13 protein-coding genes, 1 tRNA gene and 1 riboswitch are annotated in these 15,345 nt (G+C 45.4%); of the genes, 7 read left to right on the forward strand and 7 right to left on the reverse strand.

From position 1 onward, the window contains the following. On the forward strand, positions 1-247 hold a 247-nt coding region (locus B5D35_RS13170), incomplete at its 5' end, for a DUF4376 domain-containing protein (protein ID WP_212567543.1). 508 nt (positions 248-755) lie between these two features. Here the strand turns inward: B5D35_RS13170 and B5D35_RS13175 are convergent. Together B5D35_RS13175 and B5D35_RS13180 are read right to left on the reverse strand one after the other, a co-directional pair. Next, on the reverse strand, positions 756-1,916 hold the full coding sequence (locus B5D35_RS13175; RefSeq protein WP_244556590.1) for an amidase family protein: 1,161 nt from the start codon (positions 1,914-1,916) through the stop codon (positions 756-758). Between the two features lie 55 nt (positions 1,917-1,971). Next, positions 1,972-3,120: a hypothetical protein gene (locus tag B5D35_RS13180; protein ID WP_078753028.1), complete on the reverse strand. Its 1,149-nt coding sequence runs from the start codon at positions 3,118-3,120 to the stop codon at positions 1,972-1,974. A 415-nt stretch (positions 3,121-3,535) separates the two neighbouring features. Continuing rightward, positions 3,536-3,651, forward strand: a riboswitch (glycine riboswitch). 111 nt (positions 3,652-3,762) lie between these two features. On the opposite strand from B5D35_RS13180, the gene B5D35_RS13185 reads away from it, so the two are divergent. Further along, positions 3,763-5,148, forward strand: coding sequence for an alanine/glycine:cation symporter family protein (locus B5D35_RS13185; RefSeq protein WP_078753029.1), 1,386 nt, complete (start codon positions 3,763-3,765; stop codon positions 5,146-5,148). A gap of 75 nt (positions 5,149-5,223) precedes the next feature. On the opposite strand, the gene B5D35_RS13190 is transcribed toward B5D35_RS13185, so the two are convergent. Beyond that, on the reverse strand, positions 5,224-5,901 hold the full coding sequence (locus tag B5D35_RS13190) for an HAD family hydrolase (RefSeq protein WP_078753030.1): 678 nt from the start codon (positions 5,899-5,901) through the stop codon (positions 5,224-5,226). A 445-nt stretch (positions 5,902-6,346) separates the two neighbouring features. Further along, positions 6,347-6,420: transfer RNA gene (locus B5D35_RS13195), tRNA-Cys, on the reverse strand. Positions 6,421-6,757: 337 nt separating this feature from the next. Here B5D35_RS13195 and B5D35_RS13200 point away from each other — a divergent pair. The 4 genes from B5D35_RS13200 to B5D35_RS13215 all read left to right on the forward strand — a co-directional run bounded on the left by B5D35_RS13200 (position 6,758) and on the right by B5D35_RS13215 (position 11,131). Then, a complete protein-coding gene (locus B5D35_RS13200) occupies positions 6,758-8,914 on the forward strand; it encodes an adenosylcobalamin-dependent ribonucleoside-diphosphate reductase (protein WP_078753065.1) in 2,157 nt (718 codons plus the stop codon). Positions 8,915-8,980: 66 nt separating this feature from the next. After that, a complete protein-coding gene (locus B5D35_RS13205; protein WP_078753031.1) occupies positions 8,981-9,679 on the forward strand; it encodes a TSCPD domain-containing protein in 699 nt (232 codons plus the stop codon). Between the two features lie 187 nt (positions 9,680-9,866). Beyond that, positions 9,867-10,457: an FMN-dependent NADH-azoreductase gene (locus tag B5D35_RS13210; protein WP_078753032.1), complete on the forward strand. Its 591-nt coding sequence runs from the start codon at positions 9,867-9,869 to the stop codon at positions 10,455-10,457. Positions 10,458-10,657: 200 nt separating this feature from the next. Next, positions 10,658-11,131, forward strand: a complete 474-nt coding sequence (locus tag B5D35_RS13215; protein ID WP_078753033.1) for a hypothetical protein — start codon at positions 10,658-10,660, stop codon at positions 11,129-11,131. Positions 11,132-11,254: 123 nt separating this feature from the next. On the opposite strand, the gene B5D35_RS13220 is transcribed toward B5D35_RS13215, so the two are convergent. Both B5D35_RS13220 and B5D35_RS13225 read right to left on the reverse strand, forming a co-directional pair. Beyond that, complete coding sequence (locus B5D35_RS13220; protein ID WP_078753034.1) at positions 11,255-12,625, reverse strand: MipA/OmpV family protein; 1,371 nt, start codon at positions 12,623-12,625, stop codon at positions 11,255-11,257. A 138-nt stretch (positions 12,626-12,763) separates the two neighbouring features. Then, positions 12,764-13,399, reverse strand: a complete 636-nt coding sequence (locus B5D35_RS13225; protein ID WP_078753035.1) for a 2OG-Fe dioxygenase family protein — start codon at positions 13,397-13,399, stop codon at positions 12,764-12,766. 324 nt (positions 13,400-13,723) lie between these two features. On the opposite strand from B5D35_RS13225, the gene B5D35_RS13230 reads away from it, so the two are divergent. After that, positions 13,724-14,494 (forward strand): nucleotidyltransferase family protein, encoded by a 771-nt coding sequence (locus tag B5D35_RS13230; protein ID WP_170915178.1) that lies wholly within the window; start codon positions 13,724-13,726, stop codon positions 14,492-14,494. Positions 14,495-14,509: 15 nt separating this feature from the next. On the opposite strand, the gene B5D35_RS13235 is transcribed toward B5D35_RS13230, so the two are convergent. Next, the gene (locus tag B5D35_RS13235; RefSeq protein ID WP_078753037.1) at positions 14,510-15,292 is read right to left on the reverse strand and encodes a class II glutamine amidotransferase; all 783 of its coding nucleotides are present in this window, start codon (positions 15,290-15,292) and stop codon (positions 14,510-14,512) included. Positions 15,293-15,345: the final 53 nt, after the last annotated feature.

The raw sequence follows: 15,345 nt of genomic DNA on the forward strand, positions 1-15,345 counted from the left end.
AGGGCTCGGTGCTCGTTTGCGTATCGATTCAACATTACTGACAGCGGTGATGCCGCCATATTGGACTGATGCTAATAACGTAGATCATGAAGGTATGACACTTGAAGAGTTGAAACAGGTGAAGATTGCTATCGCTGAACTTGGTTTTGCGATCCACGATAGACAGCGCACTATGAAGAAAGAAATTGAAGCACTAACGGACTTCGATGAGATTCTTAACTACCCAGTTGGGTGGCTACAAAGTTAAACATTCTTTAAACGCCATTTAAGCCTAGCATTTTGAGCACTTACAGTTGTGCGCAATTTGCTAGGCTTTGTTGTTCATATCGCGAGGCGCGCTACAGCGGGCTACAGGAATCGTTGCCTTTCAAGAATACTTATCGAATACAGAGGTAATGAGCAAACAAAAAACACCAGAAATATATCCTATTATTCAATAACTTAAGTTTGTTTTCACTCATGTAATTCACCTAGTTATCCACAGAATCTGTGAATAGGTCACAGGCAAGACCAAACCTAAAATATAACTTAATAACAAAGAGTTAAGTCCGATTTGTCGAAATTTTAAATTTTTCTTGACCTAATGGCGATAACGCAAGTCGTTTCAAAACGAAAAATAGTACGAAAAGAATCCCCTTTTCAGCCTGATTTCCTATTGCACATCACGACGTTATAAGCTAGTCAGTAAACAGAATTCAGAGGAAGCATCAGTAAAATGTAGGTAGGGATTTGAAATGAAAAATGAAAGGTGGATATCACATAAACCATCGAGCCGCAGCTTCGAAAAGTAGCCTGTCTTCCCCAGGTAATGCTAATAATGAAACACCCATTGGTGAACCGTTCACATTAACTGCTGGCAACGTCAGTTGAGCAAAACCCGCGACTTCAGCAATCGAGTAAAGTCTTCGTTGATTGAGTAAAAAGGTGTCGTCGACATCATTGGCTTGCGGTGCTTGCCCCGGTGTGGTTGGGATCATTAGAAGCTCGCCATTTGAAAACAAGCCTCTCAATGATTCAGTGAAGAGTTCGCGTTTTTTCTTCGTCTCGACAAATTCCTTAAAACTCTTCCCTCGAATTTTCTTCAAAAACGCTACGGTTTCTTCTGAAAATTTCGGCTTATAGTGATCTAACCATTGCCCATACTCTAGGTCGATCTCCCTTCCTAATATGGTTGTATGAATATTGTGCGCTTGCGTCAAAATGAGCTTACTGAAATTAGAAATATCTTTTCTAGGTACCTCGTTGGTAGACATCGCGACTTCCCACTCCAACATGGCTTCAATCGGCAGTAGCTCTTGAAACAATGAAGACGCGTATTTAATGCCTTTAAATTGAACCGCTCTTGGCGGTTTAGTCCAACACTTTTCAGCAACCTGCTGAAGTGTGGATAACTTCTTCGCCATGATCCCTACGGCATCAAATGAGGGTGATAACGCCGCAACACCTCGGAGATCTATCATCCCCTGAGAAGGCCTGTAACCAAACAAGTTGCAAAAGGAAGCGGGAATAAGCACCCCGCCGCAACAATCATTCCCGATACCTAGTGTCGCTTGCTCCTTCGCCAAAGCAAGCGCAATGCCGGATGATGACCCACCGAGTCGCGCTCCTTTTGCTGTAGGATTGCTTAATGTCGCCATGAATGGGTTTTGTCCGCTAACACTCGTGCCGAAATCGTCGACCTGAGCTTTACCGATCATTTTGCAGCCTGACATCAGCAGCATCTGAATCACATGCGCATCGAATTTAGCGGGTTCATTGCCATCAGACCACGCAGGGATCCCTATCCCCGTCACTAGCCCCTTCACGCTGACACAGTCACTCACTACCAGCGATTGCCGACTCAGCACGCCAGATGGGACATCCACCCTCACAGGTGAAAATTGGTGAAGCATGTAGTGGTTTTCAAGCATAGACATACAGGATCATTTCCCTCGCATATTCATAAGCTTAAAACTAAATACGATTTTTTGCTCAAAACTCGCTGATATTTCGACATTGCTTGAGCAGCGAGTTGTAGTGCGTTCGAAAATCATCACTGGTGAAATATTCCTCGTTAATTTTCAAACGACGGCTTTGCAACCAACTCTCTGGCGAAGACCCTTGTCCATAGGGAATTTCATATACGTAAAAATGTTGGTTCTGGTGCATATAGATAAGATTTGCAGCGACTCTCAATGGTTTGTATTGCTCGTTGAGATACAAGGTAAACGCGCCACTGCAGTCATTCACTATGTATGAGCCATTTTCACTTCGAATGGCAATATAGGGGCGCTCAGACTCTGTATATGCTGCGAGTGACCAACTTCCAGACACATTGGTCAGCTGTATAAATGGCATTTTCTCGGCGTCAAAGACATCAGAAACCTGCACATTCTCTTGTTCTACTTTAACATCCGCTTCTTGCGCTTTTTTAACGGCATGAACCACTTTGAGTGCCGGAGCTGGCGGCGGCGGTGGGCTGGTAACAAACCACGATTTCACCGAGACCCAATCCACATTATTAGCACCATACACACCTATCGCAAAAAGTGACGCCGTCACTATAAATGGCATTGCTGCACGTTTAATCCATAGGCCAAAGCCCGCTATTTGCAAACGAGGCGTGTTGTCCAGTTCCGTTTCGAGAACCTCATTTTCTGACAGTGCGCGCCTGAGATCTGCCGCGAGTTTGATGCTCTCACTCTTCGCTTCTTCTTTTTGTGCTTTTAATCTGTTTCGCTCATCTTTAAGGAGAACAAGCTCACCTTCTAACATTGCGATTTTTCGCTCATATTCAGCCGTATTACCCGCAGGCGTCTTTTTGTTTTTTGCCTGTGCATGTGCCAATTGCGTTTTGAGCAATTGATTGAGTGCATTCAACTCATCACGTTCGCGTCGTGCTTTGTGGACTTCCTGCTCAAGCACACCACCTTCACGTACAGACGCTGAAGCCGGTATCGTCAGTAAGCTTTCGCCCTTTCCCTTAGCAACGTTTTCATAGGCATGGCGAACCAATTGCATCAATGCTTTTGAGCCGCCCTTATCAGGGTGAACTCGAAGTGACAGCAGTTTGTAGCGCTGCTTAATAACGGCATCAGAATCATTGGATTTCGTGCCTAAGAGTTCATTAAATGTGGTCATGTAAAATCAATTAAAAAAGCAGATAACGATATATCGGCGAAGTAACAGAGAACTTAAATGTTCTTGTCGTACACGGTAGAGCAGACGTTGAAACCCCAATCTCATATTTAAGATAGTCATAAACCCCTGTTACCGCTGCGTAAATTGTCTAATTTTTGTTATTACGCAAAGAATTACGATCATATGCAAAACAAGCCTGTATACATTTCGCACACAAACAGCCCTTTCAATTCACTTTCACCTCCAAATTGCTATTTTTTATTGCATTCTTAAAAACGTGATCTATGATACTTGTGAAAATTTGATGACCCGATGAACGCTGCTGGAGAGAGATGGCATTTGCCATCCGCCGAAGAAGTAAATCTTTCAGGCACTCATTAACACTGTATTTAGTGTTTGAGTAAGGACAGTTGCGGGAGGGATCTCTGGAGAGAGGTAAGCCAGACTTACCCGCCGAAGGAGCAAGCTCATTAGCCCAAACATTGGCTGTTTATGAGTGAAACTCTCAGGCAAAAGGACAGAGGAGATAACTGCAGTAAAGCGCACGCTTTAGTGCTGCTTTTCGCAGCTATTCTCCTCCTTTTAATTTAAGCCCAAGCTTTCATCACTTTCTCACGAAAGTTTGGCATTAAAGGGGGAATCATGAACCAACCTATTTATAACTTTCTTCAAACTATCGACAACCTTGTTTGGGGTCCCCCCCTCCTACTACTGCTGGTAGGGACAGGTATCTATTTCACCTTCCGACTCGGTGCTATCCAAATATTTAAGTTGCCATTGGCCCTTATCTACATTTTCAAAAAAGAAGATGGCGTGAAAGGCAAAGGCGATGTATCCAGTTTTGCAGCACTTTGTACGGCGCTATCTGCGACGATAGGCACAGGTAACATCGTTGGTGTTGCTACCGCTATCAAGCTCGGTGGGCCGGGCGCTCTCTTTTGGATGTGGATGGCCGCACTATTCGGTATGGCAACAAAGTATGCGGAATGCTTGCTAGCCGTGAAATACCGTGAAAAGGATGCCAACGGTAACATGCTCGGTGGACCGATGCTTTATCTTGAAAAAGGGGCCGGCCAAAAGTGGTTAGCGAAGCTGTTCGCCTTCTTCACGATTGGTGTTGCATGCTTTGGTATCGGCACTTTTCCTCAGGTAAACGCGATTGTCGATGCAAGCCATATTGCGTTTAACGTACCGAAAGAAATCACGGCAATTGTCCTGACACTTCTGGTTGCAGCCGTGACAATCGGTGGTATCAAATCCATCTCAGGTATGGCGAGCAAAATCGTGCCTACGATGACAGTTATCTACGTCACTGCATGCATCGCAATTTTGGTCAATAACGCAAGTGCAATCCCTTCAGCCATCAGTTTGATCGTCGAGTCTGCATTCACAAGTACCGCGGCGACGGGTGGCTTTGTTGGAGCCAGCATAATGCTTGCTATCCAATCAGGTGTTGCTCGCGGCGTGTTCTCCAATGAATCCGGTCTGGGCAGTGCCCCAATGGCAGCAGCATCAGCACAAACCAATTCATGTGTGCGCCAAGGCTTGATTTCGATGGTGGGTACGTTCCTCGACACCATTATTATCTGTTCAATGACGGGCCTTGCACTGGTATTGACCGGCGTGTGGTCAATGGAAATCGAAGGTGCCAAGATGACAACGGAAGCCTTCTCATTGGGTCTGAATCCAAGTTTTGGTCCAATGGTTGTTGCGGTTGGCTTAATGTTCTTCGCATTCACGACAATTCTTGGCTGGAACTATTATGGTGAACGATGTGTGGTGTACCTGTTTGGTCAGCGCGCTGTCATCGCCTATAAGATTGTCTTCATTGCGCTAGTTCTTTCTGGTGCCTTTATTAAGCTTGATATGATTTGGCTGATTGCAGATATCGTGAATGGTCTGATGGCTGTACCGAACCTAATTGGTCTGATCATTCTCCGTCATGTCGTTGCAGATGAGACCAAGCTGTACTTTGATGCACTAAAACGTCGTGTATTGCCAGATTCTAGTAAGCAGGCAAACGCTTAGAAGACGTTACCTTTGCACTATACTGAACGAAAAACAGCACCTTAAAGGTGCTGTTTTTATTGTTTAGATCGTTAATTAAGCAGACTTAGCATTAATCATATCAGACAGGCCAAGCTTGCCGAAAATAGCATCGTAGTGGACGAAGTTCGGGATGCGCGTGTGATGCTTAACCTTGTTACCCACCGCGACAAATTCATAGCCCAACGTATTGGTTGCCATCTTGTCCCACTCACCGTCACCAAAGTAAACACGACGGTTGAACATAGCACCTGTGTCTTGTTTGGCACGAAACGCCGCGAGTGCCATGATTTCACTTCTCGTCATTGCATCGGAGCAAGAAGCAAAGCTAACACCGCTAATATCAAATCCTGCTGCACGGAGTTTCATTTTGGCGGATTCTTCCCAACCACCTGTCGCGATAGCCAGAACAACATTGGAATGTGTTTTCATATCGTTGACAAACGCAATGGCACCTGGCGTTGCAGCCAACTCATGACTGTTTGATGCAATGTAGCTACGTGATTTTTGTAAGAACAGCGATTTTACTTCTCGTAAGATACGCATTCTTTCATTGCGCAGACCTTGCTGGCCGATGAGTTCTTCAAGGATACCAACGTCTGTGACATTGGTGAAATGCTCCCAGTCTGCAAACTCGATCTCCAAGACTTTTTCTACCGCTGACCGAAAGCACTCTGAGTCAAAATCGTAACTGTCGATCAATGTGCCATCGACATCTAGCATAAATAAATACATTCGCGCCTTCCCTCAAATCTTTTTATTTCACAGTTCTCAATGCTGATTTGATACTGCGCTGGCGTTCCTTTAGCAGTCACCTTTTGCGTCTTCCGCTTTGTCTTCTTCACAAAGACTATCTAGTGATAGTAGACGCACATCAAAGGCGTCGCACAGTGTATTGAAAAAATGTGATAAGGGAATGGCTACCAATGAGACAGGTGAGAGTTTTAGTTAAAATTGTGAGGTAGCGTCGGGCAAGCATCACGGTATGAGCAAGGTGTAACCATTTGAATAAAAAGCGACTTCTTCCAACATTTCGCCGGAAAAACGGATGCATTAAAAATGGAATTCTAAGACGTATATCGTGGTCGCGTGTTTTAAACGCAAAACTATCAAGGGCACCTCGACGTAATAACGTACGTGCATTGAAAAGTATGGGGATAAGTAAGAATATGAAGAAAAATGGAGGCGCGTCCCGGAGTCGAACCGAGGTCCACGGATTTGCAATCCGCTGCATAGCCACTCTGCCAACGCGCCTTTGAGTGATCCAGAGGTATCTCTGTCTACGGGGCTGCATTATAGGGATGCTAACGATCAACGCAACGACTTTTTTTTCGTTTTTATCTGAGTGTTTCTGATTTGATCGCTTTGGTTAATAATGCGTCTAATCCTTAGGATTGAGTTGCATTTTGAGAGCTTTAAAATGAGCAACACACTATCCTGTAAAGATAAGTGAAATTTCTCGCAAAAAGAGTGTTTGTCAAGACTTGAAGATCACACCATATAGTGGTTTGATCTGCGCCCTGCCAAAAAGAGCCACAACATAGTGGCTTTCGCTCAACCAGACGGCATTACATTTGAGGTGCAATTTATAATGGCTAAAACCAAGTCAGCTTCTGATATCGAATCCACAGGCGTGCTCGCAATTCCTTACCAAGACACGTCTATGGAAATTTGGGACAGTAAATACCGCCTGAAGAGCAAGCACGGTGACGCAGTCGATGTGACGCTCGATGACACTTTCAAGCGCGTAGCTCGTGCGCTTGCAGACCTAGAAAACAAGTCTGCGCAAGACAAATGGTATCAAGAGTTTTTGTGGGCACTTCGTCATGGTGCTATCCCAGCGGGTCGTATTACGTCCAATGCTGGTGCTTTCGAGCATAAGCCTGCAACATCTACCATTAACTGTACCGTAAGTGGCACCATTGAAGATTCAATGGATGACATTCTGGGTAAAGTTCACGAAGCAGGCCTGACCCTTAAAGCTGGCTGTGGTATCGGCTACGACTTCTCAACACTACGTCCTCGTGGCGCATTCGTATCTGGCGCAGGTGCTTACACCTCTGGCCCTCTGTCATTTATGGATATCTACGACAAAATGTGCTTCACCGTGTCGTCAGCTGGCGGTCGTCGTGGTGCACAAATGGGTACCATGGATATTCGTCACCCCGATGTGATGGAGTTCATCCGCGCGAAACGTGAAGATGGTCGTCTGCGTCAGTTCAACCTGTCGCTGCTGATCACCGAAGAATTCATTGAAGCGGTGAAGAACGACGGCGAATGGCAGTTGATCTTCCCTGTGACTGCAAAAGAAGCTCGTCAAGACGGCACAGACTTACAAAACGACGAAACGATCGTTTGGGGCGACTGGCCGAGCAAAGACGGTTTGGTTGAAGACGAAAAAGGCCGTGTTGCGTGTAAGATTTACCGCACCATGCCAGCACGTAACCTGTGGAGTGTGATTATGTCGTCTACTTACGACTACGCAGAGCCAGGCTTCATCCTTATCGACAAAGTAAACCAGATGAACAACAACTGGTTCTGTGAAGACATTCGTGCAACTAACCCATGTGGTGAGCAACCTCTGCCTCCATATGGCGCATGCTTGCTGGGTTCAGTAAACCTGACTAAATTCGTTCGCGACCCGTTCACTGAAAATGCACGTTTTGATTGGGAAATGTACCGCAAAGTCGTTTCTATCTTCACACGTATGCTCGACAACGTGGTTGAGATCAACCAATTGCCGCTGGCGAAACAGCGTGAAGAAATTGAAACCAAACGTCGTCACGGCATGGGTTTCCTCGGTCTGGGTTCCACCCTAACTATGCTTCGTCACAAATACGGCAGCGCAGCGTCTATCGCTTTCACTGAGCAAGTTTCTCAGGAAATGGCTATCACTGGCTGGGAACAAGCGATTGCTCTTGCAGAAGAGAAAGGTGCAGCACCTGTGATGGATACTGATTTTGTCGTTACACCGAAGATGATGCGTCTACGCCCAGAAATGGCGAAAGATGGCATCAAATTGGGCGACAAAGTGAAAGGTAAAATCCTTCACGCGAAATACAGCCGCTACATGCAACAAATCGGCGAAGTACGTCCAGACCTGATTGAGAAGCTGGTTGCAACGGGTGGCCGCTTCACGCACCACAGTTCAATTGCACCAACTGGTACGATTTCTCTGTCACTGGCGAACAACGCGAGTAACGGTATCGAGCCTAGCTTTGCGCACCACTACACGCGTAACGTAATTAAGCCCGGAAAGAAATCGAAAGAAAGCGTAGACGTATTCAGCTTTGAACTGCTGGCTTATCGCGAATTGATCAATCAAAAAGCGATGCCATACAGCACCAAAGAAGACGAACAGTTGCCTGAGTACTTCATCACTGCGGATGACATTACACCAAGCCAGCATGTTGAAGTTCAAGCAGCGGCTCAACGCTGGATCGACTCTTCCATCTCGAAGACAGCGAACGTTCCAACTGACTTCCCGTTTGAAGAGTTCAAAAACATTTACATGGACGCGTACGACAAGGGTTTGAAAGGTTGCACTACCTTCCGCTTTAACCCAGAAGTATTCCAGGGTGTTCTGGTTAAAGAAGAAGATCTGGAAAATACAACTTACGTATTCACGCTGGAAGATGGTTCTACTTTTGAAGCGAAAGGTAACGAGAAGATCGAGTACGATGGTGAACTCCACTCGGCTGCGAACCTTTACGACGCATTGAAAGAAGGCTACTACGGTAAATTCTAACTGTAGATAACGTTTATAAAAGAAGGCCGCTTTCCGCGGTCTTCTGTGAAAAAGAAGTAACTCGTTATGACACGTAAAATTGAAAGCAAAATCGTTGCTTATAAAGTAAAGAGCAAAGACGCAGTTCAGGCAGCCCCTGTTGCACCGGTTGAAGAAGCGCCTCAACTGGAAACCATGCATGAAGAGATGCCTCGTCCAGAGATCCTGCTTGGCACCACTTACAAGCTGAAAACGCCAGAGCACGTTTCTGAGCACTCTCTGTTCATTACCATCAACGATGTTGTACTGAACGAAGGCACAGACCATGAAGTGCGTCGTCCGTTTGAAATCTTCATCAACAGCAAGAGCCTTGAGCACTACCAGTGGATCGTTGCGCTAACTCGCATCATCTCGGCAGTATTCCGTAAAGGTGGCGACTGTACGTTCCTGGTTGAAGAACTGCGTTCAGTATTCGACCCGAAAGGCGGTTACTGGAACAAAGGTAAATACGTCCCTTCTCTGATTGCTGAAATCGGCAACGTGATTGAACAGCATCTGATGGAAATCGGTATGCTGAACAACCCAGAAATGGACAAGCACCAGAAAGCGTTCCTAGAAGCGAAACGCGCTGAAAACGCGGTAAAAGAAGAGAAAAAAGAAGAAGAACCTGTAAACACAGGCTTCCCACCAAGTGCGACCCTTTGCTACAAGTGCCACAATAAAGCAGTGATTGTGAAAGACGGTTGTCAAACCTGTCTGAACTGCGGTGACTCTAAGTGCGGTTAATGCGCTAAGTTCTCGTTAAAAGGCTTCCGGTTGGAAGCCTTTTTTGTATACCACATACCCCTCCCCTGTCAGTCGTTCAAATTTTTCGAACAAGCAATGCAGTTTTTTCCGCTTTTTAGTGTAATTCCAAACACCTATAGTTTGTTCCAAGTTAAAAATCTAATTACACGTTTTTTTGGAGCATCTTATGGCTAACGTACTGATTTTAAAATCAAGCATCCTTGGCGACTACTCATCGTCTTCAAAATTGATAGATGGAATGGTTCAGGCATTTGGTCACGAATCATCAATCATCGAGCGTGACTTGGCCGCACAACCTATTCCTGTTTTAGACGGCGAAATCGCCATGGGCTTGCGTGGTGGCGATAATCTCACGCCGCGTCAGCAGCAAGCTCTCGCGCTGTCAGATCAACTGATCAACGAAATTCAGGCGAGTGATACGCTGGTTATTGCTGCTCCTATGTATAACTTCAGCATTCCTACTCAACTGAAGAATTGGATTGACCTGATTGCCCGTGCAGGTGTCACCTTTTCCTACACAGAGAATGGTCCCCAAGGCTTACTTACAAACAAGAAAGCGATTGTCATCACCACGCGTGGTGGCATGCATAAAGACTCAGCCACTGACCATGTTGTCGGCCATTTAAGCACCGTTTTGGGTTTTGTCGGCATCACAGACGTGCAGTTTGTTTACAGTGAAGCGCTGGCAATGGGAGACGAGTCGGCACAAGCATCCATGGCGAAAGCCTCTAAAGAGCTCGTGGCACTGGTTTCTTAATATTTACCTGCTCGTTGTATTCGCTCCACATTTTTCGCTGCTTTCAAGGACTTCGAATGAAGTCCTTTTTTTATTTAGTACGATCCCTGTCTCACCCTGACCTTTTCGTCATTCACTTTTCTCATTATTTCCCGTTTTATGTTGAGCCACGGGAAGGTAAATCTCGGTTAAGTAGATATAACGTACATCTGGAGCATTCAGTGATAAAGCCTAACCCTTTTAAAGATTCGGATGCAGATCGCGCCGAAATTTGGGATATGTTAGTCGCCAAAGACATTCTCGCCTATACGAAAGCAGACTGGTCAATGGTGGAAAATGATTTTCTTGAAGACGAATTCTTTGCCGTCAATGCGGGGTTCGACAGTGACCCAGGTAATTGGAATCTGGCATTCTCTCTCTTCGAAAATTATCGCGACTCTTGGTTAGAAGCGGCAAAGGCGAACGTAGAAACAGAATATGCAGAGCCTTTAGCAGACGCAGTTCATAAGCTCACCACGCTAGAACAAATCGAGATTAAAGATGGCAAAGCCATCGCACGTAAACAATTCGATGGCACTATTCAGGTGGTTGGTAAAACACCCGAAGTACTCAAATGGCAAACTCTTTACTACCTTAAAAAGACACCGAACGGTTGGAAGATTGTCGGCTTTACAGGCTACCTGCCTTATACATAAGCTACCGGCCTGATATACCCAAGCTACGCGAGAGCCTTGGGTATCGCTTAAAAGGAAAAGGAGCGCATCACGCTCCTTTTCTTTACCCAAACAGCCAGAAAATACTGGTTTCTGGGGTATACACTAAAATTCGAATTGCAAGTATATGGTGTTGTAGTTGCTGCCACCTTTGATTCGACCGAACTGGCTGGCCTTCTCAAAAATTGCCGAACGGTGATGTATCGAATACCCTAACCACGCCCTATCCCACGCAGGTTTCCCAAACAGATCACCCAGATTCACGTCGACAGACAAGTCAATGTAATTGAGTAAATGACTTGGCTCGTAACCTTTGTCATCCAACTCCGTCTGCTCAACGTAGGTGATGTGATTTACGTATGAAAGACCTTCAGCCACACCAATTCGCCATTTTCGCCATTTGGTTGGCCAATCAATGGTGTAGTAGGCCTTAATAGCCATGACGATTTCCGCACTGGATGATTGAACGTCTGACTGCCAATGCCAAACAATACCGGGCGTAAGATAAATATCCAGCGGGATGCCAAATAGCTCATCTGTCAGAGGATGTCCGTAAAACACGGATGTCAATTGATTGTTATAAGGATCACTTTCTATATCGCCAGCAATAATTTCACCGATGTTAGAAGGCGTTGCCCACCCATGCGCCACCCTCAAGTACGGGCGGGTAGATATCTCTCTTCTACCACTGACCCGGTTATCATTAAAGAAGCCGAAACCTGCAAAGACTTCACCTTCCCAGCTTTCATCAATCGTAGGGGAATGCCGGACGTTAGAATCAAAATAGGTTGCATACGCACCACCCAGTAAATAGAGGTTGGAGTAAACATGATATCGACCGCTGATACCTGCCTTAAAATCAACGCCAGCGCCCAATCTAACGCCTTCATCGCGATATTCAGAAAGGCCGTAATAGAAACTATTGAAGTCGGCCTCTTTATAGATTGCTGACACGGTTGCATTAAGGTCGAAATCCTTACCTTGGATTTGTCTTCCCAAGGTCGCGACCCCATGAAATCGATAATCTTTATCCGAAAGAAGATCGAGATCTGTATACCAGCCCTCTCCCCACTTCTTTTTCAGCTGGAAACCAAAATCCCCTGTGTCGCCACCAATGTCATTTTGTACTTCTCTCGGTAAATCGATAAATCGCATCCGCAGAACGGTATTCAATCGCCAATCACCCTGCTCCCACAGTCTCAATCCACCTTCAATACCATGAATAAAAAATGCTTCATCTTCATAAAACATCATGGGTACAAAGCTTTGAACATTTTGGCTACCGCCTTCTGTATACGGAATTGTGGCAGATCGCATCGTCGCGGCAATACCCCAGTTTTCACTGTGCTTTTTTCTAAGCTCAGAAATATTGTTATCGCCAGTATCTGACTCTGTAAGGTCAGTGTTTGCCACTGCTGCGTGCGTTGAAAATACACACGCCATTGCCAGCGAAGCAGCAAGCAAGTTCGCTTTCATGAAACGTTCCATTTGTAATCGTTTTAGTTTGGGAATTATATTCGGTTCTATCAGAGCATAGACGAAAGCGGCGTAAGAAAAGACACAACATGTATGTAAAGAACGCCAGCGAACCGCTAAATCGCTGGCACTTTAAAATTAATGCTCGCGAGCTGTCAAAACGAAGAGATCGATATGCCCTTTTTCATTGGGGTTGATAGCGCGAATAGGATTAGCATTGTGCCAAACAGCATGATCATCCAACAAAGCCACTTCCCCCTCATTCATTGCCAATGAAAAGAAAGGCTTTTCGGTTTTGTCTTTATATACAAGGATTTCACCGCCTTGGACGTTATCTCGCCCAATCGCTGCGATAGCAATATGATCAAAACCATCTTGGTGAACACCTTCAGGAGAAACAGGTGTCATGTCATCAAGGGTTATCACACGCATTTGGTGAATTTCTATATCCTGCTGATCTTCAAGTTCATTGTTATCTTTGAACAATTGGCAAAGTTCATACAACCCTTCAGATTGAATGACAGACTCAGACAATTCCTCAAACTCCCTAACAACACCGCCTTGATGGTGGTTGATAGATTCTACTTGCATAAATGTGTGGTGGGGCATTTGGCGAACACTCCCATCATGGCAACGCACGATGGAATAGCGTCTTAATCGATATTTACCGTCTGCGTAGGGTGTGTTGGGCAGAGCGTCAAACGTCGGTTCGAGTTCCTTTACGGCCTGGTCGCTGATATGACAAAGCTGCATAAGGTAATCTGGATGGTACATGGTAAGTCCTCCATATTGGCCTTAGATCGGCGTCTTTTGGGTAAAAAGCACCGACTACAGATATCACTTTCAGTTAACGACATTCCTGCGAAAATCTCAAATCAAAACAGTCTGTAAATTTACCCCAATACCAAATAACAACCTTTTTCACTGTCTTAATAGTGACTTTTAGAGATTTATTTTGAATATTTGATCTATACCAAACCTTGAAATTCGCGATTGAGAGGTTAAGCCAGAACTTAAGTCTTTCATTCAGTTAACATTCATGCACCACCAGTAATATAAGCTTGTGGGCACTCCCCAGACAACACCAGAGGTAACGAAATGGGAAGAATGTTTAAGGTGCTGATTATCGTTCCAATTCTGGTCATTCGCATTCCTGCGAATGCCGAATCTGTCGAGGTAAAACCGTCGACAAATAGCCAGAGCTTTCACTATCAGCAACCTAAAGCAACGCAACAAGCCGCACTGTCCGAACTCATGAGCATTTCTTCTTTTAGGGCTCAACATTTAGAACAACCATACACAGACCTTACCGAACTTTATAACGTCGCGCCCCTCGCTCAAGAAGAGCTGGAAACCTTAGCCTCTGATATTGCATCCCAAGTGAACGGTACGATGCTGACACCAGGTATTAAAGGTGAGCAACGTGCGGCTGAGAAAGTCGCTGGAGAGCTGAAAGGCGATGCATCCAAACTTACTGACATTGTCCGCGTAACCATCGAAACAGATTCTATCGCGGACCTTAACAACGCTTTTGACAAACTTGCATCGGCAACAAAAACACAGGAAGTCATTAATCGTTTCCACTCCCCCCGCCCATCCGGCTATCGTGACGTGAAAGTCCTTGTCACCTTGCCTGAAACCAATCTTGTTGCAGAAGTCCAGTTACACTTAAAAGCGATCGCTGCGATCAAAAATGGTGAAGAGCACCACATTTACGAGCAAATACAACGTATTGAACGTCTTGCGAATGTTGAGCAACGTGATTTGAGTGAATGGGAGCAGGCTAAAATTGAAAGACTGAGAGGTGAATCAAGATCTCTTTATGATACAGCGTGGTTAGACTATCACCCGCTAGAAATGGCTGTATAACTGTTCTTTGGGCGGTTATGCCGCCCTTTCTTCCAAGGTAAACTGCGTGATTTCTACGCTTTCACCCACCAGCTCAACCAAGCTTTGTGAAGGCACTGCTTGCCAACCTTCTCTCTCCATTTCATAGGGCTCCGAAGCCAGTACAACGCCGCTATCTACCTGTTTAATGAACATGGTGGGCGGAGGGCCAAAAGTCGCGTAACGTAATCCCCAAAACTGCAATCCATTACTGAAACACAGAAATGCTTTAAACGGTTCTTTTAACCCTCTTGATAACATTTCATCTTCAATATCCGAAAAAACCCGTTTGAGCGCAGATTGAGGATCACGCGCCAACCCATATTGCAAAAGCAATAGAAAGATAAGCTCGCTGTCTGTTGTGCCAGTGCGTTCTAAATAATACCGCTCTTCTAATTGGCGCTCTAGACTATAACGCACTGTTTCGAATTCCGGAATTTGTCCATTGTGCATAAACAGCCAATTTTCCACGTTGAATGGATGGCAGTTCTCTCTCGATGTATTGGTTCCCGTCGATGCGCGGACATGTGCCATAAACCGATGCGACTTTGTATGCTCTGCGATCGACCTTAAGTTTGCATCAGACCATGCAGGAAGCACCTCTCGGTATAACGCTGGTGAGTTTTTTTCTCCGTACCAAGCCGCACCAAAACCATCCGCATTGACTGAGGTCACTGCTTTTGTTGCTTCCATACTCTGCGTTACCAAAGAATGATTGGGTCGCAACAGCATTTCTTCCAAAAAACAGGGTTTACCCTGGTACGCTAACCATCGACACATGGCTCCTCCCTCGTCTGCTTATTAACAGTATGAGACAGAAAAACACTTTTACC

Origin of the sequence: Enterovibrio nigricans DSM 22720, from assembly GCF_900167155.1 — a bacterium.
GTDB lineage: Bacteria > Pseudomonadota > Gammaproteobacteria > Enterobacterales > Vibrionaceae > Enterovibrio > Enterovibrio nigricans.